The sequence below is a fragment of the Asticcacaulis solisilvae genome, from assembly GCF_052327315.1.
GTDB lineage: Bacteria > Pseudomonadota > Alphaproteobacteria > Caulobacterales > Caulobacteraceae > Asticcacaulis > Asticcacaulis solisilvae_B.
On record NZ_CP166196.1, the window covers coordinates 602614 to 629287 of the forward strand.

General features: G+C 63.7%; 26 protein-coding genes. 12 read left to right on the forward strand and 14 right to left on the reverse strand.

Going from position 1 to position 26674, the window contains the following annotated elements:
- Positions 1-128: 128 nt before the first annotated feature.
- The 3 genes from AB8717_RS02755 to AB8717_RS02765 form a co-directional block, all read right to left on the reverse strand.
- Positions 129-509: a hypothetical protein gene (locus AB8717_RS02755; protein WP_443750841.1), complete on the reverse strand. Its 381-nt coding sequence runs from the start codon at positions 507-509 to the stop codon at positions 129-131.
- Between the two features lie 247 nt (positions 510-756).
- Positions 757-2481 carry a methyl-accepting chemotaxis protein gene (locus AB8717_RS02760; RefSeq protein ID WP_443749505.1) on the reverse strand — a complete coding sequence of 575 codons (1725 nt, stop codon included), beginning with the start codon at positions 2479-2481 and terminating at the stop codon, positions 757-759.
- A 357-nt stretch (positions 2482-2838) separates the two neighbouring features.
- Positions 2839-4044, reverse strand: a complete 1206-nt coding sequence (locus AB8717_RS02765; protein WP_443749506.1) for a cell wall hydrolase — start codon at positions 4042-4044, stop codon at positions 2839-2841.
- A gap of 624 nt (positions 4045-4668) precedes the next feature.
- On the opposite strand from AB8717_RS02765, the gene uvrB reads away from it, so the two are divergent.
- The 3 genes from uvrB (at position 4669) to AB8717_RS02780 (ending at position 8438) form a co-directional block, all read left to right on the forward strand.
- The gene (gene uvrB, locus AB8717_RS02770; RefSeq protein WP_443749507.1) at positions 4669-6852 is read left to right on the forward strand and encodes an excinuclease ABC subunit UvrB; all 2184 of its coding nucleotides are present in this window, start codon (positions 4669-4671) and stop codon (positions 6850-6852) included.
- A gap of 340 nt (positions 6853-7192) precedes the next feature.
- Positions 7193-7636 (forward strand): hypothetical protein, encoded by a 444-nt coding sequence (locus tag AB8717_RS02775; RefSeq protein WP_443749508.1) that lies wholly within the window; start codon positions 7193-7195, stop codon positions 7634-7636.
- 172 nt (positions 7637-7808) lie between these two features.
- Positions 7809-8438, forward strand: a complete 630-nt coding sequence (locus tag AB8717_RS02780; protein ID WP_443749509.1) for a DUF3617 domain-containing protein — start codon at positions 7809-7811, stop codon at positions 8436-8438.
- Here the strand turns inward: AB8717_RS02780 and AB8717_RS02785 are convergent, their stop codons facing one another.
- The 9 genes from AB8717_RS02785 to AB8717_RS02825 form a co-directional block, all read right to left on the reverse strand.
- Positions 8439-8831, reverse strand: coding sequence for a hypothetical protein (locus tag AB8717_RS02785; RefSeq protein WP_443749510.1), 393 nt, complete (start codon positions 8829-8831; stop codon positions 8439-8441).
- A gap of 55 nt (positions 8832-8886) precedes the next feature.
- Positions 8887-9423, reverse strand: a complete 537-nt coding sequence (locus tag AB8717_RS02790) for a DinB family protein (protein WP_443749511.1) — start codon at positions 9421-9423, stop codon at positions 8887-8889.
- Positions 9420-9938, reverse strand: a complete 519-nt coding sequence (locus tag AB8717_RS02795) for a 6-carboxytetrahydropterin synthase (RefSeq protein WP_443749512.1) — start codon at positions 9936-9938, stop codon at positions 9420-9422. The genes AB8717_RS02790 and AB8717_RS02795 overlap by 4 nt, the downstream gene beginning before the upstream one ends.
- Before the next feature lie 357 nt (positions 9939-10295).
- Positions 10296-11333: a class II fructose-bisphosphate aldolase gene (fba, locus tag AB8717_RS02800; RefSeq protein ID WP_443749513.1), complete on the reverse strand. Its 1038-nt coding sequence runs from the start codon at positions 11331-11333 to the stop codon at positions 10296-10298.
- A 224-nt stretch (positions 11334-11557) separates the two neighbouring features.
- Positions 11558-12754 (reverse strand): phosphoglycerate kinase, encoded by a 1197-nt coding sequence (locus tag AB8717_RS02805; protein WP_443749514.1) that lies wholly within the window; start codon positions 12752-12754, stop codon positions 11558-11560.
- Positions 12751-13338, reverse strand: coding sequence for a hypothetical protein (locus AB8717_RS02810; protein WP_443749515.1), 588 nt, complete (start codon positions 13336-13338; stop codon positions 12751-12753). The genes AB8717_RS02805 and AB8717_RS02810 overlap by 4 nt, the downstream gene beginning before the upstream one ends.
- A gap of 8 nt (positions 13339-13346) precedes the next feature.
- Entirely contained in the window at positions 13347-14369 is a 1023-nt protein-coding gene (gap, locus tag AB8717_RS02815; RefSeq protein WP_443749516.1) for a type I glyceraldehyde-3-phosphate dehydrogenase, read from the reverse strand.
- A 149-nt stretch (positions 14370-14518) separates the two neighbouring features.
- A complete protein-coding gene (locus AB8717_RS02820) occupies positions 14519-16249 on the reverse strand; it encodes a HAMP domain-containing sensor histidine kinase (protein WP_443749517.1) in 1731 nt (576 codons plus the stop codon).
- 75 nt (positions 16250-16324) lie between these two features.
- Positions 16325-17053 (reverse strand): response regulator, encoded by a 729-nt coding sequence (locus AB8717_RS02825; RefSeq protein ID WP_443749518.1) that lies wholly within the window; start codon positions 17051-17053, stop codon positions 16325-16327.
- A gap of 231 nt (positions 17054-17284) precedes the next feature.
- Between AB8717_RS02825 and AB8717_RS02830 the strand changes: the two genes are divergently transcribed.
- Both AB8717_RS02830 and AB8717_RS02835 read left to right on the forward strand, forming a co-directional pair.
- Positions 17285-17734: an EF-hand domain-containing protein gene (locus AB8717_RS02830; RefSeq protein ID WP_443749519.1), complete on the forward strand. Its 450-nt coding sequence runs from the start codon at positions 17285-17287 to the stop codon at positions 17732-17734.
- 169 nt (positions 17735-17903) lie between these two features.
- Entirely contained in the window at positions 17904-18473 is a 570-nt protein-coding gene (locus AB8717_RS02835; RefSeq protein WP_443749520.1) for an EF-hand domain-containing protein, read from the forward strand.
- A gap of 246 nt (positions 18474-18719) precedes the next feature.
- Here AB8717_RS02835 and tkt read toward each other — a convergent pair whose 3' ends face one another.
- Positions 18720-20660: a transketolase gene (gene tkt / locus AB8717_RS02840; protein WP_443750842.1), complete on the reverse strand. Its 1941-nt coding sequence runs from the start codon at positions 20658-20660 to the stop codon at positions 18720-18722.
- Between the two features lie 175 nt (positions 20661-20835).
- Here tkt and AB8717_RS02845 point away from each other — a divergent pair, with 175 nt between their 5' ends.
- The 6 genes from AB8717_RS02845 (at position 20836) to AB8717_RS02870 (ending at position 24809) form a co-directional block, all read left to right on the forward strand.
- Entirely contained in the window at positions 20836-21132 is a 297-nt protein-coding gene (locus AB8717_RS02845) for a hypothetical protein (RefSeq protein ID WP_443749521.1), read from the forward strand.
- Positions 21132-21461, forward strand: a complete 330-nt coding sequence (locus AB8717_RS02850) for a cell division protein ZapA (RefSeq protein WP_443749522.1) — start codon at positions 21132-21134, stop codon at positions 21459-21461. The genes AB8717_RS02845 and AB8717_RS02850 overlap by 1 nt, the downstream gene beginning before the upstream one ends.
- Positions 21462-22039: 578 nt before the next feature.
- Positions 22040-22390 carry an ArsR/SmtB family transcription factor gene (locus AB8717_RS02855; RefSeq protein WP_443749523.1) on the forward strand — a complete coding sequence of 117 codons (351 nt, stop codon included), beginning with the start codon at positions 22040-22042 and terminating at the stop codon, positions 22388-22390.
- A complete protein-coding gene (locus AB8717_RS02860; protein ID WP_443749524.1) occupies positions 22380-22883 on the forward strand; it encodes an SRPBCC family protein in 504 nt (167 codons plus the stop codon). The genes AB8717_RS02855 and AB8717_RS02860 overlap by 11 nt, the downstream gene beginning before the upstream one ends.
- Positions 22884-23342: 459 nt before the next feature.
- Positions 23343-23945 (forward strand): 5-formyltetrahydrofolate cyclo-ligase, encoded by a 603-nt coding sequence (locus AB8717_RS02865; protein WP_443749525.1) that lies wholly within the window; start codon positions 23343-23345, stop codon positions 23943-23945.
- A 21-nt stretch (positions 23946-23966) separates the two neighbouring features.
- On the forward strand, positions 23967-24809 hold the full coding sequence (locus AB8717_RS02870; protein ID WP_443749526.1) for a TIGR00282 family metallophosphoesterase: 843 nt from the start codon (positions 23967-23969) through the stop codon (positions 24807-24809).
- On the opposite strand, the gene AB8717_RS02875 is transcribed toward AB8717_RS02870, so the two are convergent.
- Positions 24793-25710: a hypothetical protein gene (locus AB8717_RS02875; RefSeq protein WP_443749527.1), complete on the reverse strand. Its 918-nt coding sequence runs from the start codon at positions 25708-25710 to the stop codon at positions 24793-24795. The two genes, AB8717_RS02870 and AB8717_RS02875, sit on opposite strands and share 17 nt — an antisense overlap.
- Positions 25711-25889: 179 nt before the next feature.
- Between AB8717_RS02875 and AB8717_RS02880 the strand changes: the two genes are divergently transcribed.
- Positions 25890-26648: a YebC/PmpR family DNA-binding transcriptional regulator gene (locus AB8717_RS02880; RefSeq protein ID WP_443749528.1), complete on the forward strand. Its 759-nt coding sequence runs from the start codon at positions 25890-25892 to the stop codon at positions 26646-26648.
- Positions 26649-26674: the final 26 nt, after the last annotated feature.

Consider the following 26674-nt stretch of genomic DNA (forward strand, 5'->3'; position numbering starts at 1 on the left):
TGTCTAACAAATCATCCGGATGCCAGAAGGACGCAGTGGTAATCAGATAATGCGCCGATCCGGGGCAAGGACATAAAAAAAGGGCTGCGGCCGGGATGGCGCAGCCCTTTTTGCTGTCTATGCGAAGCTTAGTTCGAGGCCAGCTTCACGCCCTTGGCGGCCGAAGCCGAGGCCAGGTTCGGCGAAAGCTTGGTGAACGTCATTTCCTTGACGGAGCCGCCAACCAGCTTGGCCTTGCCTTCAGCCCAGTAGAGGCCGTCGGCGCCGATCAGGTTGTACTTGAATTCGGTCGTGACGCCGCCGCCGGCCGCGTCACAGGTTTCGAGGTTGATCATCTGCTTGCCCGAACCCGCCACGACGGCGCTGATCTTGCCGGAGGCGGCCGACGCGACGGCCTTGCCGACGGCGTCTTCCTGGCCGTCTTCACAGTCGGCGAGGGCGTGGGTGGCGAACAGGCCAAGGCCGAGGCTGAGGGCGATGGCGGGGAGGGTCTTGCGGGCAGTAAACATGGTCACTCTCGTTTCTACGGGACGCTCAAAAACAAAGCCGGTAAGATTTGATACCGGTAACAATCAACGGGGCCTTCCTACAGAACCATGTTTAACACCGGGTTTAAAAAATGCTGCGGTGCGAAAAAAATTTGCAAGCATGGATTTGGCGTAAAAGAAAAGGGAGACATCTTGCGATGTCTCCCTTTGATTTCCTTGCGTTCCGGGCCGCAGGGCCATGCAGCCCGGACTTCGTGGATGCGGTCGTCTAGGCTGCGGTCAGTTCCGACAGGAAGCGGCGGATGTTCTCGCTCATGGCGTCCGTGCGCTTGGTCAGGGCCTGGGCGGCGCCGAGCATTTCGGTCGAGGCCTTTTCCGTGTCCGCGGCCGAGGCCGACAGCTGGGCGACCGAAGACGAGGCCATCGAGGTACCGTCCGACGCTTCGTTGACGTTGCGGGCGATTTCGTTGGTGGCGTCGCCTTGCTGATGGACCGAGTCGGCGATCGAGGAAGCGATCTCGTTCATGTGCTTGATCGTCTCGCCGATGCCGCGGATGGCGTTGACGCCGTTCTGGGCGGCCGCCTGGATGTCCTTGATGCGGTCGCGGATCTCGTCGGTCGCCTTGGCGGTTTGCTGGGCCAGCGACTTGACTTCCGAGGCGACGACCGCGAAGCCCTTGCCGGCTTCACCGGCGCGGGCCGACTCGATCGTGGCGTTCAGCGCCAGCAGGTTGGTTTGCTGGGCGATGGCGTTGATGAGGTCGACGACTTCGCCGATCTGGTCGGCGGCGCGGCTGAGCTCGGCCATCGACTCGTTGGTGCGGTCGGCTTCCGACACGGCTTCGGCGGCGATTTCCACCGAACGCACGGCCTGGTCGCCGATGACGCCGATCGAGGCCGAAAGTTCGGTCGTCGCCGAGGCGACGTTCTGCACGTTGTCGGCCGAATTGCGGATCGACGACACGGCCGATTGCGAGCGGCGCTCGTTTTCGCCGGCGATGGTCAGCAGGGTGCGGCCGTTGGCGTCGAGGTCCGAGGCGGCGGCCGACAGGGCGTCCAGCATGTCCTGGGCTTCATGACGGAAGCGTTCGGCCAGTTCAGACATCTGGCGGGCGCGCTCTTCGCGGGTGCGGGCGGTGGCCGCTTCCATCTGCGACAGGCGTTCCTTTTCCTCGGCGTTCGACTTGAACACGTTGAGGCTGTCGACGACGCTCTTCAGTTCGTCGCCGCGGGCCAGGGCCGAGATGTCAACGTGCAGGTTGCCGTTGGCCAGTTCCTGCGTCGTCTTGGCGATGCGGTTGATGCCGGCGACGGTGATGCGCGAGAAGAAGAAGGCGATGGCGCCGGAGATGGCGGCCATGACCAGGGCGAAGATGATCAGCATCGACACGCCGGCGGCCTGGGCAGCCTTGGCGTCGCCGGCGGCCTTGGTGGCCTTGTCGACCGAGGCCTTGATGATCTGGTCGCTGAGGTCCGACATCTTGGCATAGCCGTCGTCGAACTGCGACATCATCGGGCCGGTCGACTTGAAGTCGACGTCGGCGACGGCAGCGGCGAATTCCACGGCTTCCTTGTAGGTCTTGATTTCCTTGTTGAGGTCGCCCAGCTTCTTCTTCTGGTCGGCGTCCTTCGACACGTCGGCGTCCTTCTTGACGCGCGTGGCGATGTCGCCCAGCGAAGCCGCGACCTTGTTGATCTTGTCGCTGACATTGGTCGTGGGATCGGTGGCCTTGGCGGTCAGGCTGCGGAACAGCTCGCCGTTGGCTTCCTTGATCTCGGCCTTGATGGCGCCGAATTCGACGGCCTGGGGCAGCGACTCGTTGTTGATGCGGTCGATCGTGTGGCCCTGGCCCTGCATGATGGCGATGGACCCGAAGGCCAGCGCGGCCATGACGGCGGTGGCGACGGCGGCAGGCGCCATGAACTTGACCGTAAACGGCCAGTTCGAGATGGTAAAGCCGCGCGAGGCGGCGGGTGCGGTCTGTTTCGTCATTGTGGCCCCTGACTAAAGCATTGGGTTCTTGAGCGGCCGCATCCCGCCAACAGGCAGGATTCGGGTATGCTTAACCGCAACCTGTCAGATTAAGGTTGTTGAATTCCTAACGAAGTTCGGGAATTGTCGCACTATTATGGATGGTCATTAAGGATGATTACCCGCCATAGTGCTTTTCCGCTCAGATGACGCGGGCTTGCGCGCACGAAGATGCCGTCCCGCTTCGCGACATGAGGGCACTGCGCGGCGGGCGGTCGCCCTTGCCAACGACGATCGGCCGCCGTTGGAATCCCGCTCAAAATGACGAAAAGCCCCAGGCAGTGTCCTGCCAGGGGCTTTGTCGTAGTGCGGAGCGCCTTACTGCGCGGCGCCCTTGGGAGCGGTAGCCGGCGTCGCGGGAGCGGGCTGCTGTTGCGTCAGGGCATTGACCACGGCTTCGGCCGGCTTGCCGGTGATGCGCGCAGCCATCTGGACCGGCTTCGGGGCCTGGTCGATGCGGTTGACGGTGTCGACACGCTGCAGCGCGCTTATCAGCTGGACAGTGCCGGTATTGGCAGCGACGGGCGCTGCCGGCGCCTGAGCGGTGACGACCGGCGCGGCCTGGGCCGGAGCGGTATCGCCGCCGTCGGCCGGCAGGACATCGGCAGCGGCCTGCATCATCGGCATATCGGCCGACGGGCTGACGCTGTCGGTGCCGTTGATATGGGCGCCGCGTCCGCGGAACTGATAGAAGGCGTGGCCGCCGACGGTGGCGACGCGCACCATGGTCGCCGACCACATCGGATCGACCGTCAGGGTGTGGAAGTGCGTGGCCGTGCCGACCGACTTCATGACATAGCCTTCCATGGCCGCGCTGGCGACGTCCTTCGCCCGGCGCCAGGCCCACGATTCGACGCGGTTGCCCATGGCGCCGTTGCAGACGAAGCTGAACTGGCAGGAGGTGCCGTGCAGGGCGCCCTGGTAGACGACGCCGCAGATGGTCTTGGGGAAGGCCGGATGGCGGACGCGGTTCAGGATGACCTGGGCCACGGCGCGCATGCCGTCGACGCCTTCGCCGCGGGCTTCATAATAGACGGCCTGGGTCAGGCAGTCCGAATCGTTCTGGCTGTGAGCCTTGAACACCATGGCCGCGGCCGCGCGCACCGGATGGTCGGACAGCAGCGTCGCCGATTCGAGCGGGCCTTTCAGGGCCTGGGTATAGCTTGCGCGCAGGACCGCAACGTGTTGCGACCGGATGTCGTTGGTGGTGCGCAGGGCGGCCAGGGTCTGGGTGGCCACCGGATTCTGTCCGTTGGCCGAATGCCCATAGGTGGCAAAGCGGTTGGCAATGGCCATGGCCGACGGATTGAAGCGGGCGCCTTCCGACGCCAGTACCGACGACACTTCGCCGCCATTCGCATCCGCCACCTGCATCAGGCGGGCGGCTTCCTTGGCATTGCTGGCGTCTTTCGCCAAACGGCCGCCCAGATAGGCTGCGCCCGCCGACGCGCCAATAAGCAATCCGATTGACGAAGCTGCCATAAGAGCGCGCATCCGGTAGCGCGCCATGGTGATCGAGCTCACGCTGTCTGTCCTCTGTGGCGAGGGCCAATCGGCCCCCCGGGAAGGCATCTGGAAGACGAATCCGTCATCTTTCCAGATCGTGTCCGCGGCAGCGTAAGGGGTGGCAATCCCCTGTCTTGGCCTGACCGCGAGGAGGTCTCTCTACGGGCCAAATGTGGCGAAAATGTGTTAAGTAATGATTAACGATCCGTTAGGGATAGTTGTTTGTCGATTTCAAACGGGGTTCCGTAAGCACATTGTCGTGAGCGCCCTCAGTCATTCGACGCTATATTGTGGCCGCGAATACAGTATTCGCGCGGTATGCTATACGCGTCAAGGGGTCTATTTTTGCTTACGTTAACTCTTTAGTGCTTGATGTAATCAGTTAAGCTCATGTTAACGGTTTCTTAAGAAAGCATTCTCAGGAAATTTTTACAGTTTTGCGAACCGCAGCCGTTATGGCGACGATTTTAAACGGCTGGATTCCCGTGTGATTTTCGCCACGTTTCGCCGGACCGCTGACAAGTTCTGGCAGCGCAACGCGCCAAAAAGGCGAAGTATCTTTGCGCTGCACCCGGCATAAGGGGGCGGCAAAGAAATTTTTTCCGGCCTTTACGTTTGGCCCTCATCTCCTATTTTACGTTCATGACCCGTTCCGGCTTCTCCGATAATTCCGGCGCCTTTGTGGCCGACTTCGATGCGCTTACGCCGCAAAGCGGCAGCGCAGACTTTATGCCGATGGCGGCCACCTGGGTGCCCCACCGTCCGGTGCGCCCGGAGAAATCCGAAGGCGGAAAACGCTTTCGCCTGGCGGCGCCCTACGAGCCCGCCGGCGACCAGCCCCAGGCGATCGCCGAGCTGATAGCCGGCATCGACGCCCGCGACCGCGACCAGGTCCTGCTGGGCGTGACCGGCTCGGGCAAGACCTTCACCATGGCCAAGATCATCGAGCAGACCCAGCGGCCGGCCCTGATCCTGGCGCACAACAAGACGCTGGCGGCGCAGCTCTATTCCGAGTTCAAGGCCTTCTTCCCCGACAACGCCGTCGAGTATTTCGTCTCCTACTACGACTACTACCAGCCGGAAGCCTACGTTCCGCGCACCGACACCTATGTCGAGAAGGACTCAAGCATCAACGAACAGATCGACCGCATGCGCCACTCGGCGACGCGGGCGATCCTGGAGCGCGACGACGTCATCATCGTCGCGTCCGTATCGTGTATCTACGGCATCGGCTCGGTCGAAACCTATACCGCCATGACCTTCGACCTTAAGGTCGGGCAGACGATCGACGAGGCGCAGCTGCGCGCCGACCTGGTGGCGCTGCAGTACAAGCGCAACGACCAGGCCTTCGAGCGCGGCACCTTCCGCCGGCGCGGCGACGTCATCGAAATCTATCCGGCGCACTATGAGGACCGCGCCTGGCGCATCAACATGTTCGGCGACGAGATCGAGTCGATGCAGGAGTTCGATCCCCTGACCGGCAAGAAGATCGTCGACCTGCGCGACATCAAGGTCTACGCCGCCAGCCACTATGTCACGCCGCGCCCGACGCTGAACCAGGCGATCGACCGCATCAAGGCCGAACTGAAGACGCGGCTGGAACAGCTCCACGCCGAGGGCAAGCTGCTCGAGGCGCAGCGGCTGGAGCAGCGCACCACCTTCGATCTCGAAATGATGCAGGCGACCGGTTCGTGCGCCGGCATCGAAAACTATTCGCGCTACCTCACCGGGCGCGGCGCGGGCGAGCCGCCGCCGACCTTCTTCGAATACCTGCCGGACAACGCCCTGCTGTTCGTCGACGAAAGCCACGTCTCGGTGTCGCAGATCGGCGGCATGTTCCGCGGCGACTATGCGCGCAAGAGCGTGCTGGCCGAATACGGATTCCGCCTGCCGTCGTGCATCGACAACCGCCCGCTCAAGTTCGAGGAGTGGGACACCATGCGGCCGCAGTCGATCTTCGTGTCGGCGACGCCGGGAAGCTGGGAGCTCGATCGCACCCAGGGCGTCTTCGCCGAGCAGGTCATCCGCCCGACCGGCCTGATCGACCCGCCGGTCGAAATCCGTCCGGTGCACAAGGACGGTTTCAACCAGGTCGACGACGTCATCTCGGAAGTGCGCAAGGTCGCACTGTCAGGCTATCGCAGCCTGGTCACCGTGCTCACCAAGAAGATGGCCGAGAACCTGACCGAGTACATGCACGAGCAGGGCATCCGCGTGCGCTACCTGCACTCGGACGTCGATACGCTGGAGCGCATCGAGATCATCCGCGACCTCAGGCTCGGTGCTTTCGACGTGCTGATCGGCATCAACCTGCTGCGCGAAGGCCTCGACATCCCGGAATGCGGCTTCGTCGCCATACTCGACGCCGACAAGGAAGGCTTCCTGCGCTCGGAGACCTCGCTGATCCAGACGATCGGCCGCGCCGCGCGCAATGTCGACGGCCGCGTCATCCTCTATGCCGACAAGATCACCGGCTCGATGGAGCGCGCCATGTCGGAAACGACGCGGCGCCGCGACAAGCAGATGGCCTATAATGCCGAGCACGGCATCACGCCCGAATCGGTCAAGCGCGGCATCTCCGACATCCTCGACAGCCCGTACGAGAAAGGCGACCGCGTCCAGGTGCCGATGGGCGTGGCCGAAAAGGACGCCAAGCCTTTCATCGGCTCGAACTTCCAGGCGACGCTCAAGGACCTCGAGGCCAAGATGCGCGAGGCCGCCGGCAATCTGGAGTTCGAGACGGCCGCAAGGCTGCGTGATGAGATCAAGCGCCTCAAGCTGCTCGACCTCGAATTCGCCAAGGACATGCTGGACGGGGGCTCGTGATTTCGGCCCGTCGCCCGCCGGAATAAAGATTCTATAATTCCAGAACTCTGGTGTCATTTCCGCAAGTCCAGAAACGGGACTGTTTTCCGGAACCCACAATAGGCGGCAAATCGCGCCTATTTGGCGAATTCTGCGCGATTCCTACTGGATTTTTATATCAAATCGAGCGACCTTCCCCTTGCGGTCTGACGTGGTCCGATCCCTGCATCGGGACCTGTCAGGGGCAACCGGGTGTTCCAAAATAAATCGGTTATTAACCAAGACTTAGGACACTTGGTGGGCGCCCCTTGGCAAACCACTGTAAGCCGGGAACGGGCGACAAGCTGATCGGGGTTATTGGATGCGTAGGACTAGATTGAATGTGGTGCCGCCGGTCTCGAAGGAGATCGCGCTTGGACCTGTCATCGCGGCGGAAAAGGTCATCAAGACCGGCAAGGCGGACACCGACAAGGTTACCAGCCTCCCGACCCATATGGCGCATGTTGCGGCCTCCGCTCAGGCTCCCGTCGCGCACAAGCTGAAGAGCGAGGAGATCGTCGTTGCCGGCGCGCCGCGCGAAACCCGCACCCAGCGCGTCCGCCGCCTCCAGGAAGAAGCCCGCGCCCTGGCCCGCGAACAGATCGGCGAATTCGAACTGCTGCTCGACGCCACCGCCAAGATGGCGCTGGAAATCGCCGACGGCGGCGAAGTCTATTCGATCGGTGCGCGCGAAATCTGCCGCCGCCTGGCCGACGAGCTGCCGCGGACCTTGCAGACGCTCCACGTCATCTCGCGCAAGAATTAAGACGTTTCGTCTGATACGCTTCTGCGTTAAGAGGCCGGTGCATCCCCGATGCGCCGGCTTTTCATTTTCTCCACAGGCGTGTGTTCGCATCTCACCGCCTGACCGGAAAGTGACTGGTGGCGACTCGGGTTTTCTCCTACCCTCCACGGCTTGAGCTAGGGAAATTGTACGTATGTTCGAGGCTGCCCGCCGGTCGCTGGCCGGACCTGCCCTGTTGGTTGTCTGCGTCGCGGTGACGGGCTGTCATGACCGGCCGAAACCCGCGCCCGCGCCGGCCGTGGCGGCAAGGCCCGAACGCCCCAAGGTCACGCTGCCGCCGCGCCAGCCCGGCCTGTGGCAGATTACGGTGACCGAGGACGGCAGCGTCGATCCGCCCCAGGACCTGCAAATCTGCATCGACGCCATGACCGATGCGCATCTCGGCATTCTCGGCACCGACCTGTCGGGTGACCAGTGCCCGAGGCGGACCGTCAGCCAGGCCGGCGACGGCACGCTGGGCCTGCTGGCCAGTTGCGACACGGGGACGGGGATCGTCACGGAATATTCGGGCGCGATTACCGGCGACTACAGCCACGACTATTCGGAAAAGCTGCGCGCCCAGACGACCAGCCAGAGCCTGCCGCAGATGAACCGTGTCGCCAACTATATGGTCACGGCGAAACGCCTGGGCGAATGCGCCTCGGGCCAGCAGCCCGGCGATGTCATCAATGACGGGGTCAAGGTCAACCTGTTCGGCGCCGCCGGCGTCAAGCTGCCGTCCTCGGCCGCGGCGAAGGACGAGCCTGCCGGCGGCGACGAGTAGTCACACCACCCAGGTCTTGGGATTGGGGTAGGGCCGGTTGTAAAGCAGGTGGTTGAAGCCCATTACGCAGCGGCCGGCTACGAAGACCAGCGACAGCACGATAAAGGCGGCGATCACCGGTCCGGGCAGCAGACGGGCGAAGACGGTCATGCACAGGCCCGTTACCAGCACCGGCGCGATGCCGACCCAGAAGGTGCGCTTCTGGAATTCATAATGTGTCTTGAGCCAGTCCGGCGCCTTGTCCTCGGCGAAGGTCGCGATGATCAGGGCCAGCACGCCGGTCATGCCGAGCGTCATCACCATGAAGATCAGAAGCGCATAGTTGAGGAAGGGAACGATGCGCGGGTCGGCCAGGAAGCCCTTGAGCTGTGTACCGGTTGTGGGATGGGTCATGACGCCTCGGATAAAACTGTCATCCGAACGTAATACAGCCTTTGCCGCAGTGCAACTAGAGCTCGGCCACCAGGGTATGGATGTCGGTGACGCCGAGGTCGAGGCCCATCTGGGTCATCAGGGTCGTGGCCTGGCCGCGGTGATGGGTCTGGTGGTTGAAGACGTGGCTGAGGATCAGGCCCAGGGTCTTGCGATGCGGATTGCCGCGGCTGTCGTTGTAGGCGAAGGGTTCGGCCAGGGTCTCTTCATCGAGCGCGGCAATCAGGTCGATGAACAGAGCGTCGAGCGTCCCGCGCGCCGTGGCATAGGAGGCGACCGTTTCGTGCAGCACCTGGTTCAGCGCCAGGGGGACGGTGAAAGGGTCGAGCGCCGACAGCAGCCCGGCGCCCTTCACCGCCCGCATGCGGTTGAGCCACAGCAGGTCGGCGACCATCAGGTGATTGAGCGTACCCATCAGCGACTTGAAAAACGCCCCGCGATCCGCCCAAAGTCCGTCTTCCGGCACGTCGCGGATGGTGGTGAGGATCTTGCCGTTCATCCACTGGTTATAGCGCGCCATCAGTTCGAGATGCGCCTTGAAGGGCAGGGTCACAGCGCGCTCCAGGCTTCGACGGGCAGAAGATCATTCAAACTCATATCGGCACGGTGGCACCATTCCCCGAGCCGGATCGGGCAGGCGGCGATATCCGCCGGCGTCAGGATGACCGAATTGGTCGGTGTTTCCTCGATTTCGAAGCGCACGCAGGCGAAATCCGGCAGGTGGGCGGCAAGGATCGCGTTGAGCTTCATATAAAGTGCGGTAGCGACGGCTTCCGTTGTCGGATCGCCGTCCACCACCAGAAGGCGCGGGAGCAACTCAGGCTCATGCGCCTTGAAGTAGGCGATCATGGGGTCATTGGCGCCCAGCTGGAAGGCATGGTCGAGCGCATCGTCGACGAAGCCGTGCCAGTGGCCTTTCAATGCGGCGAAACTGGCCGCGTAGTTGGCATTGCCCCAGTCGATACCGCGCGCCGAAGGTTTCGGTTCCAGGCTGACGGTCACGAACTCGTTGTGGCCGTGCGGGGTCATGCACTTCGAATCGCGGTCGAAGCGCAGTCGGTGAGCCATGGAAAAGCGGCGTTTGAACTGGATGATCATGCGGCGCGTTCAAGCGCAAAAGGGCGCGGGAGTCAAATCCCCACACGGAAAAGCCGCTTTCCGTACGAGACCATAGAATATGAATTTGGCTTAAGTGTCTCGACCTTCCCAGTAAACGGCAGGGTGATTGCATATGGCCTGAACGCACTTCCCTTCTCCCCTATTCAAGGGGAGAAGGGAAAGGCAACCCACCACATTGGAATTCCATATGCGATTGCCCTGCTGTAAACGAGCAAGGCCGAAATCGCTTTATCTCAAGGCTTTTACGCCAATGTAAAAAACCCCCGCTTCGGATAAGCAGGGGCCATATTTGCGGTGCTGTAAACCTTAAAGGTAGAACTGCGCCATGGTCGACAATCCGACCGGCTTGATCTTGGGGGCCTGGCCGGCGGCGCCGAACTGCTCGAAGCGGTCCTCGCAGACCTTCTGCATCATGGCGTAGGCCGGCTTGAAATAGGTGCGCGGGTCGAAGACGGCGGGGTCTTCGTCGAACAGCTTGCGGATACCGGCGGTGATGGCCAGGCGCAGGTCGGTGTCGATATTGATCTTGCGCACGCCCATCTTGATGGCCTTTTGCAGTTCCTCGACCGGCACACCCCAGGTCTGCGGAATCTTGCCGCCATGGGCATTGATGACGTCCTGCAGCTCCTGCGGCACCGACGAAGAGCCGTGCATGACCAGGTGCGTATTGGGCAGGCGCTTGTGGATTTCCGCGATCACGCCCATGGCCAGGACGTCGCCGTCGGGCTTGCGCGTGAACTTGTAGGCGCCGTGGCTGGTGCCCATGGCGATGGCAAGCGCGTCGACGCCGGTCTGGGCGACGAAGTCGACCGCCTGGTCGGGATCGGTCAGCAGTTGCGAGTGGTCGAGCACGCCTTCGGCGCCGTGGCCGTCCTCGGCCTCGCCCATGCCGGTCTCGAGCGAGCCCAGCACGCCCAGCTCGCCTTCGACCGAGACGCCGCAGGCGTGGGCCATTTCGACGACGCGGCGGGTGACGTCCACATTGTATTCGAAGTCGGCCGGGGTCTTGGCGTCGGCCTTCAGCGAGCCGTCCATCATGACCGAGGTAAAGCCGTGCTGGATGGCCGAGGCGCAGGTGCCGACCGAATTGCCGTGGTCCTGGTGCATGCACAGCGGAATTTCGGGGTAGATTTCGACCAGCGCGTTGATCATGCGCTTGAGCATCAGGTCGTTGGAATAGGCGCGCGCGCCGCGCGAGGCCTGGATGATGACCGGAGAGGCGGTCTTGCGGGCGGCCTCCATGATGGCCAGGCCCTGTTCCATATTGTTGATGTTGAACGCCGGCATGCCGTAACCGTTCTCGGCGGCATGGTCGAGCAATTGACGAAGACTAATACGAGCCATGAAATAAAGATCCCTCTTTCACGAACGCCGAAAACGGAACCGGCGCCAGGCGTTCATGGCGCAGGCGGCCCTGTGGCGGGGCCGGGACCCTGCCGGCTGGTCTTTTTGACCTGTTGTGAAGCCGGCAGAGATAAGTTTTAAATAGGCTTGTCCCAAGACCTGATCATACAATATCAGGTCTGCGGGAAATGCGCCAATCCCTCGCAATCAAGCCTTGAAGAGCGTTAGCTCTCGAGTGCGGCGACGCCCGGCAGTTCCTTGCCTTCCATCCACTCAAGGAAGGCCCCGCCGGCGGTCGAAACGAACGTCATGTCCGCTACCACGCCGGCATGGTTGAGGGCCGCCACGGTGTCGCCACCGCCTGCCACGGCCACCAGCTTACCCGATTTTGTTTGCGATGCAGCAAATTTCGCCGCGGCGACCGTAGCGGCGTCGAACGGTGGCAATTCAAACACACCGAGCGGGCCGTTCCAGATCAGGGTTTTCGAATTGGCCATGACCTCTTTCAGTTGCTCGACCGTCTCGGGGCCCGCGTCGAAGATCTTGTCTTCGGCCGACAGCGGGGCGCCAAGGTCCTGCGTGCGGTTGGCGGCATTCGCCTTGAATTCCTGGGCGACGACGAGATCGACCGGCAGAAGGAGGCGGCAGCCCTTGGCCTCGGCTTCGGCTATGATTTCGAGCGCCGTGTCCTTCAGGTCCTTTTCACACAGCGAACCGCCGACATCGTGGCCTTGCGCGAACAGGAAGGTGTTGGCCATGCCGCCGCCGATCGCCAGCGCATCGAGCTTGCCAACCAGGTTCTTCAGCAGGTCGAGCTTGGTCGAGACCTTGGAGCCGCCGACAATGCCGAGCGTTGGGCGCTGCGGGTTGCCGAGCGCGGCGTCGAGCGCGTTCAGTTCACGCTTCATCGACTCTCCGGCATAGGCGGGCAACAGGTGCGCCAGGCCTTCGGTCGAGGCGTGGGCGCGGTGTGCCGCCGAAAACGCGTCGTTGACATAGATATCGCCGACTTCGGCGAGGGCCTTGGCGAAATCGGCGTCGTTCTTTTCCTCGCCGGCGTGGAAGCGGACGTTTTCCAGCAGCGCCACGCCGCCGGCCGGCAGGGCAGCGACGACCGATTTGGCGTCATCGCCGATGCAGTCCGAAGCGAAGGTGACCGGCTTGCCCAGCAGCTTCGACAGCGGCTCGACGACGGGCTTCAGCGACATTTCCGGCACGACCTTGCCCTTGGGACGGTCGAAGTGCGCCAGCAGCGCCACCTTCGCGCCCTTGGCCACCAGCTTTTCGATCGTCGGCAGCGCGACCTTCAGGCGCGTGTCGTCGGTGATGACGCCGTTGTCCATGGGCACATTGAAATCGACGCGCACCAAGGCGGTCTTGCCGGAAAGGTCGGTCAGGTCGTCGAGGGTTTTGAAGGTCATGTCTCTGCCTCTGCTAGAGCGTAAATCATAACGTAAGAACTGCTGGCGACTGCGAAGCTCTTTCCCGTCGGAGAGAACCCGAATGCGCGCATCACATCCACTTCGATCTTGGCCACGCCATCAAGCGCATGCCGGTCATCCCAAAGTGATTTCAATTTCGGAAAAAGAAGAATTTTTTCATCCGGCCAGCTCAGCGGCAGCACTTCCAGCGACCAGCCGTCCGACCAGGTCGCCAGACCGCCCCCAGCCAGTCCGGCCATGCGGATCATCTTGCCGGCCAGCGGACCAATTCCTTCGGCCTGGCAATTTCCCATATCTTCGGAGAACGAAGGATTATCGTCGCGGGCCAGCCGCTGGCCGCTACGGCCATCGAAAACGCCGCGCCCTTGTGACGATGTAACGAGAAGAAGGTCGGAGTTGTCCGCGTAACCTATGGCCTTGAGGCCACCCACGGAAGCACAGACGGCCTTGCGCCAGGGCAAGCAAGGTTCTGAAATGGGCAACGCCATCAGAGCGGTGAATCGACTCTTTAAATGGTCCGGGACCAAATCGATTGCGCCGCTCCGATGGGGTTGGCCAAGCATCAGTTAGATCAGATCAGCTTGCCGAAGTACACGGCGGTGTCCGCCATGCGCGACGAGAAGCCCCATTCGTTGTCGTACCACGACAGGATACGGCCAAGGCGGCCGCCGATGACCTGGGTCTGCGGCAGGGCGAAGGTCGACGAGGCGGGCTCGTGGTTGAAGTCGCGCGACACCAGCGGCTCGTCGGTGTAGTCGAGCACGCCCTTCATCGGGCCGTCGGCGGCGGCGATGATGGCGGCGTTGATCTCGTCCTTGGTGACGTCGCGGCTGGCGTTGAACACCAGGTCGACGGCCGAAACGTTGGGGGTCGGCACGCGGATCGACGAGCCGTCGAACTTGCCCTTCAGCTCCGGCAGGACCAGGCCGACGGCCTTGGCGGCGCCGGTCGAGGTCGGGATCATGCTCAGCGAGGCGGCGCGGGCGCGGTACAGATCCTTGTGCATCTGGTCGAGCGACGGCTGGTCGTTGGTGTAGGAGTGGATCGTCGTCATGTAGCCCGAGTCGATGCCGCACAGGTCGTTGAGGACCTTGGCCACCGGCGCCAGGCAGTTGGTGGTGCACGACGCGTTCGAGATGACCTTGTCATCGGCGGTCAGCGAGGCGTGGTTGACGCCGTAGACGATCGTCTTGTCGGCGCCGTCCGACGGGGCCGAGACGATGACCTTCTTCGCGCCGGCTTCGAGGTGCAGGGCAGCCTTGTCGCGGGCGGTGAAGATGCCCGTGCATTCCAGGGCGATATCGACGTTCAGGTCCTTGTGCGGCAGCTCGGCCGGATTCTTGATCGCGGTTACCTTGATCGGGCCGTAGGTGCGGCCGTTGGCTTCGATCGAGATCGAGTCGCCGTTGACGGTGACCTTGGCGGGGAACCGGCCGTGGATCGAGTCGTAGCGCAGCAGGTGGGCGTTGGTTTCCACCGGGCCCAGGTCGTTGATGGCGACGACCTCGATGTCCGTACGGCCGTGCTCGACGATCGAGCGGAGGACAAGGCGGCCGATGCGGCCGAAGCCGTTGATGGCGACGCGTAAAGCCATGGTGGAATCCTTATGTTTCGAGAACCGCGCCCATTGTGTGCAGGCGCGAATGCGCGGTCGTTTTTTCGCCTAAGGCCCGGCAAGTCAAGCCAAAAATGCCGCCACGTCCCATATGGTGGCGCTACCATGGTTTTTCATCAGGCGCGGATTTATTTCATCACCAGGCGCGGCAGGGTCAGCCGGGCATCGAGACCGGCAATCCGCTTTCGCGCGTAACGATTGGCCAGGGTCAGGGTGCCGCCGTGGGCCTCGGCCAGGGCGCGGGCGACGCTCAGGCCCAGGCCCGTGCCGCCGGTGTTGCGGTTGCGCGATTCCTCCATGCGGTAGAAGGGCTCGAACACCGTCTCCAGCATGTCCTCGGGCAGGCCGGGGCCGTCGTCCGCCACGCTGATCGTCACCGTGCCGTCGAGCGTCGCGACCGACACGCGGCAGTGACCGGCATAGCGGCAGGCGTTTTCGATGAGATTGGTCAGGATACGTTTCAGCGCCACCATGTCGCCGCGCACCATGACATTGTGCTCGATGCCGCCGGCTTCGACCGGGCAGACGGCCGCCATGTCCTCGGCGATGGCTTCGGCCAGGGCCGAGATATCGAGAGGACGAAGCTGGTCGGCCAGCCGGTGCGCGGTCGTGAAGCTCATGGCTGACTTCACCAGCCCGTCCATGTGCGCGATGTCGTCGCCCAGCTTGTCGCGGATGGCGTCGGGCAGGTCTTCGATGCGCAGCCGCATGCGGGCCAGCGGCGTCTTCAGATCGTGGGCGATGGCGCCCATCAGTGCCGTTCGGCTTTCCATCTGCTTGCGGATGCGCGACTGCATGGCGTTGAGCACGTCGGCCGCCTGGCGCACTTCGCGCGAGCCGACCGCCAGGATCGGCGGGGCGCTGTGTTCGAAGCTCATCTTGGCGGCGGCGTCCGAAAACGCGATGATCGGCCGCGTCAGGCGCTGCGACATCAGCCAGGCCAGCGGCAGGATCAGCAGGGCCGTGAGGGCGAAGCCGATCAGCAGGCGCGTCTGCCACGGCTGGATCAGGGACTGCGGCGGGGTGATGATGCGATAGGTGCCGTCCTTTTGCTTCCACGCGGCGCTGAAACCCGGGAAATACAGCTCCGCGCGGCCGTCATTGGACACGAAGCGCATGGTTTCATGCATCAGTTCGGGCGGGCCGCCGTGCTCGCCGGACGGGTGGCCCTGCGAAGGCATGGGGCCGGACATTGGACCCGGCATGCCGGGGGCGGGGACAGCCTCGTTACGGACCTGCGGCGCACCGTCGGGCGCGGGATTGACCACGGTTGTCTGGGGACCATCGCCATTGCCGAAGCCCATGGGCGCTTCGCCCGGGTTTCCACCCGGTCCGCCGAATCCGTTGGCCGTGTCCATTTGCGGTCCGCCCTGTGGACCGCCCTGAAAACCGGGGTTGTTCTGCGGGCCGTTTTGGGGGCCACCCTGAGGCCCGCTATCGTCGAAGCCCTGCCGGCCCCAGAAGCGGCCATGATAGCCGTGGCCATGGAAATGGGATTCGGGCAGCTTGACGGAAATCGTGCTGGCCGGCGTATTGAGTTCGCGCGCCAGCCGTGTGGCGATCATGGTTTCCAGGCGCGTCATCCATTCGGGCGGCGGCTGGGACGGGCGGAAATCGGCGGGCAGGGTGTCTTCGGTCGTGGCCGTCAGGGTCTTGCCGTTGTGCAGGGTGACCTTGCCCGTTCGAAGCGCGGCGGCCACTTCCTGGAGGCTGTAGCCCGAGGGCGGCGGTTCCGGCGCCTTGAGCACCAGCAGGGTGTTGATGCCCAGCGCCAGGACAAGCACGACAAGGCTCAGGCCCAGAACCTGCCAGAAGATCGGAAGGGAGATCAGTCGGGGACGCGCGGTCGTCTTGCTCATTCGCCCTTCGCAGGAAAAGGGACGGGGACGCACGGCCGTGCCGGTCGCCCCCGCCGGAATACGCTTACTTTACTGTTATCGCAGCGGCTTGAACATATAGCCGATGCCGCGGATGGTGCGGATGATGTCTTCGTTGCCGTCGTCGCCCAGCTTGCGGCGCAGGCGCGAGATCTGCACATCGATGGCGCGGTCGAAGCTGTCCGAGTTCGGGCCGTGCAGGTAGTCGAGAATCTGGTCGCGGGTCAGCGCCCGGCCAGGGCGGTCGAGGAAGACGCGCAGCAGCTCGAATTCGGCGTTCGACAGCACGACCTGAACGCCATCGGGACGGCTGAGCGTGCGCTTGATGTTGTCGAGCTGCCAGCCGAAGAAGTGCGAGATCGGGCTCTTGCCGTCGCCCGAACCTTCGCGGGCTTCGCGGCGGCGCAGGACGGCGCGGATGCGGGCCAGAAGCTCACGCGGGTGGAAGGGTTTGGCCATGTAGTCGTCGGCGCCGAGTTCCAGGCCGACGATACGGTCGATGTCCTCGCCGCGCGCGCTGACCATGATGACCGGCGGGCCGTTATGGTCGATCAATCGTTTGCAGATCGACAGGCCGTCTTCACCGGGCATCATGTAGTCGAGCACGACCAGTTCGATGTCGCCGCGGGCCAGCACCTTGTCCATGTCGCGGCCCGACGCGGCGCGGTGCACCTCGAAGCCGTTGCCGGCCAGGAAGTCACCGGTCAGTTCGCGCAGTTCGGGGTCGTCGTCGACAATCAGGATGCGCGGGGGATGATCCTGGTGGCCGGAGGGAGATGTGGTCATTGTCGCTATGGCTGGCATGGGGGGAAGCTCATTTTATTGTTACACGCAAGTGGGGGCGTCTTGCGGTCGCCAAACTCGCCGAATGTTGCGGCCTGCGAATTTCACTCAAGTAATATAATATCTAATTACTGCCACATTTTCGCTTTTTTTGACATTGGCGGGCAATGCGCCTGACCTAGCGTCCGGGGTGCGGCCGTCGGGAGCCGCACGCACAGTGAACGGAACATTCCAATGATCAGACTTCATCCGGTGGCCGGGATTATCGGTGTCGGCATAGCGGCCGCGGGCTTCATGGCGCTGCAGGCCTGCGCCCAGAACGCGCCGCCCCAGCCCCCCATGGGCCGTCCGGCCTTCGAAGACGTCGACACCAACCACGACGGCACGATCTCGAAGGCGGAGTTCCAGGCCTTCCTCGCCCGTATGCCGGCCCACGCGCACGGCGGCCCGGGGCCGGACCAGGGCCCGCGTGACGGACACATGCACCACATGATGCCGATGGATATCAAGACGCTGGACAAGAACGGCGACGGCAAGATCAGCTTCGAGGAATTCGCGGCGCCGATGAAGGCGCATTTCGCCGAGCTGGACGCCAACCACGACGGCTTCCTGGAAGCGAACGAATTGCCGCAGCCGCCGCGCGACGGCGGCGGCATGCCGCCAGCCCCTCCGCCGGGCAAGTGACGGCGTTTGCCCGGCAGGATCAGGCACGTCCCGCGGGGCGGAAAGATCGGAGTCTTCGGACTCCGGTCTTTTTTTAAACGCCGCGACGGGTATCCGGTGGCCCGCCGTTTATGAAGGCAAGGCGATGACCGGGGCCTGTTCCTGAATGACCTCACAAGCGGACTTTCACATGCGTATTCGCAACGGCTTTATGTCTCTGGCGGCCGCCCTTCTGCTGACGGGCCCGGCTGCCTTTCCCGTCTGGGCGCAAACCACCCCTCCGGCCGCGCCCGCGGCTCCGGCTCCGGACCACGAAAACCACTTCGCCAAGCTCGACACCAACGGCGACGGCTTCATCGACAAAAGCGAAGCGCGCGGCCGCCTGGCCGAGCATTTCGACGAGATCGACACCGATCATGACGGCCGTCTGAGCCGCGACGAGCTGAAGGCCGCCTGGGCGGCGCATCGCGGCATGAAGGGTGATAAGGCGGAAAAGCACGGTGACAAGGCCGGCCACCTGGCCATGCTCGACACCGACCACGACGGCCGGATTTCCTGGGCCGAATTCAGCGCCGGCATCAAGGCGCATTTCGACCAGCTCGATACCAATCACGACGGTTATCTCGACGCCAACGAACTGCGCGCGGCGCATCGGCACGGCGGGAAGCATGGTCATGGCAAGGACGTTGGCGGCAAGGACGCCGCGCCGTCCGGCACCTGGGGCGGGCAACAGCCGGGGCCAGCGACTCTCACCAAATAAGAATCTTCGACGATGCCGGTCTTCCCGGCACCGGCATGGTACGAAGAGGGCCGTGGCAGTCACCTGCCACGGCCTTTACTTTATCGGCCATGAAGAATGACCGATAAAGTAAAGGCATTTTTCAGCTCAGATGCCGCCGCACGGGCGGCCCCGATGGCTCGCGCAAACGTGCGCGGCGGCCAAAGAACGAAAAGATTGGCGCCCGTGCCAACGGCGATTTGGTCAATCGCCGTTGGTCTTTAACTTTTACAGCTTGGCCTTGGCCGCCGCGACGATGGCGTCGGCTGTGATGCCGAATTCCTTGTACAGACGGTCCTGCGGGGCCGAGGCGCCGAAGCCCTTCATGCCGATGAACACGCCGTCGCGGCCGATAAAGCGTTCCCAGCCGAGCTTGGCCGCGGCTTCGACACCAATATTGACCGGCGTATTGCCCAGAACCTCGGCCTGATAGGCTTCGGACTGCTGGTCGAACAGACGCCAGCACGGGGCCGACACGACGCGGGTCGCAATGCCGTCGGCTTCCAGCGTCTTTTGCGCGGCGACCGCCAGGCTGACTTCCGAACCCGTGGCGAAGATCGATACCTTGGCTTCGCCCGAGGCCGGGCTCAGCTCATAGGCGCCCTTTTCCACGAGATCACCGCCCACGGAACGAACCGCCGGCAGCTTCTGGCGCGTCAGCACCATCATCGACGGGCCCTTCGACTTCAGCGCGGCCTTCCAGGCTTCGGCGGTTTCGACGACGTCGGCCGGGCGGAAGACATTCAGTTCCGGCATGGCGCGGAAGGCGGCCAGCTGTTCGACCGGCTGGTGCGTCGGGCCGTCTTCGCCGACGCCGATCGAATCGTGCGTCATGACGTGGACGACCTTGGCGCCCATCAGCGCGCCGAGGCGGATGGCCGGGCGGCCGTAATCCGAGAAGACGAAGAAGGTGCCGGCATAGGGCAGGACGCCGCCGTGGATCGCCATGCCGTTCATCGCCGCGGCCATGCCGAATTCGCGCACGCCGTAATGGACGTAGCGGCCGGCATAGTCGGTGGTGTCGAACGACGCCATGCCCTTGACCAGCGTGTTGACCGAGCCCGTAAGGTCGGCCGAGCCCCCGATCATGGTATCGATCGCCGGGACCAGCTTGGCAAGCGCCGCGCCCGAAGCCGAACGCGTGGCGTCGGCGGGCTTCGATTCCAGCGCCGCCTTGATATGGGCGTCGAGGTCGTCGAAGGCATTGGCGGGCAGGGCGCCCGACATGACCTGCGCCAGTTCGGCGCCCTTGGCATTGTCCTTGGCGGCCTTTTCCCAGGCCTTGCGCACGCGCGTGCCCTTGCGCCCGGCGGCTTCCCACGCGGACTTGATGTCGGCCGGCACGGTGAAGGGCTCTGCCAGCCAGTTCATGTGCTCGCGCGCCGCGCGGATTTCGTCGTCGAACAGGTTGTAGCCGTGGCCGTGCTTGTCGCCTTCCAGCTTACCGGCCCCGCGCGACACCTTGGTGCGGCAGGCGATCATCACCGGACGGTCCTGACGCGTGGCCCAGCGCATGACGGCCGCCAGCTTGTCGTGGTCGTGGCCGTCCACCGACTTCACCGCCCAGCCCGCGGCCTTGAAGCGCGCCAGCTGGTCGCCGGTCTCGGCGATCGTCGCCCAGCCGTCGATCGTGACATTGTTGTCGTCCCACAGGACGATCAGGTTCTTCAGCGCCAGGCGGCCGGCCAGCGAGATCGCTTCGTGGCTGACGCCTTCCATCAGGCAGCCGTCGCCGGCGATCACCCAGGTGCGGTGGTTGACCAGCTCATCGCCGAAACGGTTGTTGAGGTGGCGTTCGGCCATGGCCATGCCGACCGCCGTCGCCAGGCCCTGGCCCAGCGGACCCGTGGTGCATTCGACGCCGGCGGTGTGGCCGTATTCCGGGTGGCCCGGCGTGGCGGAGCCCCACTGGCGGAAGTTCTTGATGTCTTCCATGCTGACCGACTTGAATCCCGTCAGGTGCAGCAGCGAGTAGATCAGCATCGAGCCGTGGCCCGCCGACAGCACGAAGCGGTCGCGGTCGGCCCAGTCGGGCTTTTGCGGATCGTACTTCAGGAACCTGGTCCACAAGACGGTCGCGACGTCGGCCATGCCCATCGGCATGCCCTGGTGACCCGACTTCGCCCTATGCACGGCCTCCATCGACAGGACGCGGATGGCGTCGGCCATCAGGGTGCCGGACGGTTTAGCGGATGCGGATTCAGAAGGGCTTGTGGCCATGGGTGAGTCTCTATTAAGCTTGTGGCAAGGTTTGATTTGCGCGAGCCTTACCCGATAGCGTCCGCAAAGGGTAGGGCTTTTGTCGCAAAGACGGCCACGAATCTGGGTTCTAAGGATCGCTGTTATGGAAAACACGCATGCTCCGGGGCAGCTGGGCGGATCGCTCAGTCTGGCGGTGGACCGGCTCGACAAGGCGCTGATGGCGCTTGAGGAACGGGTCAGGGCCCTGAACAACGGCGAGCCGCTGCCGGAATACGTGCCGCCGCAGGCCGGATCCGGGGACATGCAGCGCGTGCTGGACGAACTGGCCGCCGTGCGCGCCGAAAAGGACCAGCTGGCCGCCGTCGCCAACCGCGCCTTCGACGCGCTGGGCGTGGCCGCCGCCAATATCCGCACCCTGCTTGCCGACGAGGCCGCCTGATGGGAGAGGTCACGGTCAGGGTCAACGGTAAGCCCTATACGGTCGGCTGCGCCGACGGCCAGGAAGCCCGCGTGCAGGACCTGGCCAAGGTGTTCGATGAGCATGTCGGCATGGTGGTGTCCGACGTCGGCGCCATCGGCGAGGTCCGCCTGTTCCTTATGGCGGCGCTCTTGATGATCGACGAAATGCAGGACCTGCGCGAGCAGATCGGTGAGGCCAATTCCGGCGTCGCCCGCGTCTCGGCCGGCGCGCACGAGATGGAACGCCGCGCGGCCTTCGCCATTTCGGACGCCGCGGCGCGCCTGGAACGCCTGCTCGGCGCCAGCTAAAATACAACCGTAAAACAAAGGCTTGAAGCGCCCCGGTCAGGTCCCTGGCCGGGGCGCAATCGCATATGACGTCGCTTAGATTTCTTGACCGTCCCCATTTATGGCAGGACAATCGCATATGGCATTCCGAGGTGGCGCGTTGTCTTTTCCTTCTCCCCTTGAATAGGGGAGAAGGTGGCCCGAAGGGCCGGATGAGGGGTAAATCCGGCATCTTCCGCGCGCACCGATGCTGACATTACTGTTCACCTCGATGTTACGCGCCTTTCTTTCGCTGCCGCTCCGCTCCTCAAATGGAGACATGAAAGGCCCGAAGGCTAAGGTGAGGGGAAATGGTCATAAGGACGCGCGCGCTGAAGGTACGGTAACCCCTCATCCGGCCCTTCGGGCCACCTTCTCCCCTCGAGTGGGGAGAAGGAAAATCCGTTCAATACCTTAAAGGCCATATGCGATGCCCCCCCCCATAAACAGGAGGGGCCGGAAAAAGCTTCATTCTCGTATACGCGCTAGTCCTGCCTCTGGCCGGGGCGCCTCCGTTTTACGCTTGCGTGCTGCCGGCCCATGCGCTAATACTGAACCAAATGGTTCAGTATATCGCTCGACTCGATAATTCCTTTGGCGCGCTGTCCGACGCCACCCGGCGCGGCGTGCTGGAACGGCTTGGCCGCGCGGACGCGTCGATCACCGATCTGGCCGACGCTTTCGACATGACCCTGACCGGCATGAAAAAGCACGTCAGCATCCTGGAGACGGCCGGTTTCGTCACGACCGAGAAGGTTGGGCGCGTCCGGACCTGCCGGCTCGGCAAGCGGATACTGGATGAGGAGGCGGCGTGGATCGAACGCTACCGCCGGCTCTGGGAGGCGCGGTTCGACGTGCTGGACGACGTCATCGAAGACTTGAAACAGAAGGAGAAACCTGATGGACGCTAATAACAGTGAGGCCAACACCATGAAGCATCTGACCAAGGCGGAACGGAAATCCGACCGCGAGCTTGTCATCACGCGCACCTTCAACGGGCCTGCGCGCCTCGTGTTCAAGGCCTGGACCACGCCGGAGCTGCTCAAGCGCTGGTGGGCGCCCAAGTCGATCGGCTCGACCCTGGTGTCGTGCGAAGTCGATGCCAGGACCGGCGGCAGCTACCGCTTCGAGTTTGGCCATCCGTCGTCCGACCAGACCTTTGCCTTCTTCGGCAAGTATCTGGAGGTCGTGCAGGACGCCCGCATTGTCTGGACGAACGAGGAAAGCGACGACGGCGCCATCAGTACGCTGACGCTCGAAGAAAAGGACGGCAAGACCTTCCTGACGCTCAGCGAGGTCTATCCGACCACGGCGGCGCGCGACGAGGCCATGGAAGGCGCGGCACAGGGCATGCCCGAACAGTTCGAGCAACTGGACGAACTTCTGGTCGAGCTGAGCGCCTGATAGCCCTTGCCCACCGAGATTTGATCCTGGGCATCTTGAGTTCCGTCCGTCCACGGCTTATCTTCATGGACGGCGGGTCTTGCTGCGGCTCGCGTGACGATCACCAATCCTTCTGACCTTAATCACTTAGAACGGGGACTGTCCCTGACTGAGACCGTGGTCTCTATCACATGGTTCCCACCTGACTTGTCAGGTCTGAGAGGATTTAAACGCATCGGCACGGCTCTTTGTGGCGCCGCCACCCTTTTCTCTTCAAGGGGCGCAATCCTATTCCAACGGCGGTGTACAGCCGTTGGCAAGGCCGACTGGCCGCCCGAGCATGTGCGAGGAGCATGCGGCGTTTGAGCTGAAAAAACCAGACTGATAGCCCCGGTCATGCATAACGACCGGGGCTATCAGTCTGGGTTTTGCCGTCCACGCCGAAATGCGCTAGAGGGAGTGAGAGACTCAAGGACAAGAATGCCCGCCATCGACCCAAAGCCCCTGTTGCGCAACGAAATGAAGGCCCGCCGCGCCGGCATGGCGTCCGAGCTGCCGCAGGCCGGGGAACAGATGGCCGAGGCTGTCGCCGGTTTCTTCGACGCGCTGAACGACTGGCCGCCCGCCGGCACGATGATCGCCGGCTATTACCCGATCCAGTCCGAAATCAACCCGTTTCCGCTGATGCAGGCCTTTGCCGACCACGGCTGCGACCTGTGCCTGCCGTGCCTGGCGCCGGGCGAAAACGGCTTCCGCATGATCTTCCGCCAGTTCACCATCGGCGACAGCCTGGTGCTGGGGCCGTTCGACATCCGCCAGCCGCTGGATACCCTGCCCGAGGTCGAGCCCGACGTCGTGCTGGTGCCGTTGCTGGCCTTTAACCGGGACGGTATCCGGTTAGGGTACGGCGGCGGTTATTACGACCGCGCCCTCGAACGGCTTCGCGCGGAAAAGGTCATCCGCGCCGTCGGGGTCGCTTTTTCCGGGCAGGAGGTTGCGGACCTCCCCATAGAGGTGCATGATCAGCACCTGGACGGAATTTTCACGGAACTGGGGCTGGCAGGGGCGGACCCCCAACAATAGGGCCTCAGCCCGGGACAGACTATGCGCTTTGCATTCTTCGGCGACGTTGTCGGCCGCTCGGGGCGGGAAGCCCTTTCCGAATACCTGCCGGGCCTGCGCCGGCAACTGGATCTCGAATTCGTCATCGTCAACGCCGAAAACGCTTCGGGCGGCTTCGGCGTGTCGGAAAACTCGGCGCGTGAGCTGTTCGACGCGGGCGCCGATTGCCTGACGCTGGGCAACCATTCGTGGGATCAAAAAGAGGCGCTGACCTACATCGTGCGCGAACCGCGCCTGCTGCGCCCGATCAACTATCCGCCCCTGGCCGACGCGCCCGGCCGCGGCGCCAACCTGTTCGAAACCGTGGGCGGCCGCCGCATCCTGGTGATGAACGTGCTGGGCCTGGTGCACATGCAGTCCATGGACGATCCGTTCGGCGCCGTCGACCGCCAGCTGGAATCGTGCCCGCTGGGCCTTGCGGCCGACGCCATCGTCGTAGACATGCACGCCGAAGCGACCTCGGAAAAGATGGCCATGGGCCATTTCTGCGACGGCCGGGCGACTCTCGTCGTCGGTACGCATACGCACGTGCCGACCGCCGACGCCCAGATTCTGCCGGGCGGCACCGCCTACCAGACCGACGCCGGCGCCTGCGCCGACTATGACAGCGTCATCGGCATGGACAAGGAAGAACCGCTGCGCCGCTTCACCACGCGTATCTCGCGCGATCGCTATAAGCCCGCTTCCGGCCCGGCCACGGTCTGCGGCGTCTATGTCGAAAGCGACGATGCGACCGGCCTGGCCAGACGCATAGAGCCGATCCGCATGGGCGGACGGCTGGCCACCATGGTGCCCCAGGTCGAAGGCCTCAAGGCTTTTTCTTGAGCGGTCCCTGTGTGGCCGGCGTTGCCGGCTGAACCGGCTGCGTGATTTTCGGCAGGGCCGGTCCGTTCAGCTTGTGATTGACCTGCTTGATGGTGACGGTCTGTGTCGCGGAGTCGCCGGTATTGCTGTGCACGCGAACCGTCACGGCGCCGGGCTTGCGCAGGGCGTCCGGAATCTGGACATCGTAGAGTGCGCTTCCCGCCGGATAGCCCGAACCGACCGTGCCGCAGCTGGCGGGATTGATCGCGACCGCCGAGGCCAGGTCGCCGTTGAACACGACCTTCGCCGAATTGCCGCACAGGCCGGTGCCGATCAGGCGCACGTACCAGTTGGTGGACGCGCCGTCGATGCCGATCTCCGCCGGCTCGAACTTCAGGATGACCGGGGCAGGCGCGGTCTGGCCTGGGCGGGCGACATCGACCGTATAGATGGGCGACCAGCCGCTGGCATTGGTGGTGGCGCTTTCGGGGTTGGCCGCCTGGTCGGGGGTGAACGAAACCCAGAGCCTGATCTGCAGATGGCTGCCGGGCTGGCTGAGGACGTGCGGCGCGATGCCGAGGCTGATCTGGTCCGCATCGACGCCGGTCGAGCCGTAGGGCACGCAGTCGTTCGGCCGGCACTCGACCCAGTCGCCGGCCTTCATGTCGGCCGAAACGCCACGAATGAAGATGTGCTGGTATCCGCCGGCATAACCGGCCGGGTGGCCGTTGTCGCCGTCCTTGGGACCCAGGTCGTGGCCGACCAGGGTCAGGGCGATGCGGCCGTTGCTGTCCAGGGCCGCGCCCGGAAAAACGGGCTGCGGATCGGCGCGCGTGATGACGGGTGTCGGCAGGCTGGCGTGGGCCATGCCCGATAGCATCAGCAGGCCGGCGGCCGCCGCGCAGGTCAGTCCGTATTTCATCGTTCCGCTCCCTGACGGTTGTTTTCACCAAGGTTAACAGCGTTATGCGGGCGATTGTCAATGGCGCGGCGGCATGACGGTGGTGACAAAACCTCGCCGCCAAGCTAGAACCGCGTCCTTCGCGGCGTAAGCCGTACCTGGATTAAAGATGCGTCGGTTCCGACCGGCAGAGGTGACCCATGGCAGGCCATTCGAAATTCAAGAACATCATGCACAAGAAGGGCCGCGCCGACGCCGCCCGCTCCAAGCTGTTTTCCAAGCTGTCGCGCGATATCACCGTCGCCGCCAAGCAGGGCCTGCCCGACCCCGCCATGAATTCGCGCCTGCGCCTGGCCGTCGCCATGGCCAAGGCCGAGTCGATGCCGAAGGAAAACATCGAACGCGCCATCAAGAAGGGCGCGTCCGGCGAAGCCGACAACATGGAAGACATCCGCTATGAGGGCCGCGGCCCGGGCGGCATCGGCATCATCGTCGAAGTCCTGACCGACAACCGCAACCGTTCGGCGGGCAATGTCCGTTCGTATTTCACCAAGTTCGGCGGCCAGCTGGCCGACACGGGCTCGGTCAGCTTCATGTTCGACCGCCTGGGCGAAATCCGCTATCCGCTGTCGGCCGGCAGCGCCGACACGGTGTTCGAGGCGGCGATCGAGGCCGGCGCGGCCGATGTCGAGACCGACGACGATCCGGAAGAGGGCGGCCACATCATCTATACGGCGTTCGAGGACCTGAACGAGGTCGTCGAAGGCCTGACCAAGATCCTGGGCGACCCCAAGGGCACCGCCATCATCTGGAAGCCACAGGCCCTGAACGCGATTTCGGGCGATCCGGCGCGCACCCTGATGAAGCTGCTCGACGCGCTCAACGACGATGATGACGTGCAGAATGTCTTCGCCAATTTCGACATGAGCGACGAAGAAATGGCGGCGCTGGGGATGTAAGCGCCTGGGGGGCTCGCGATGTTTTG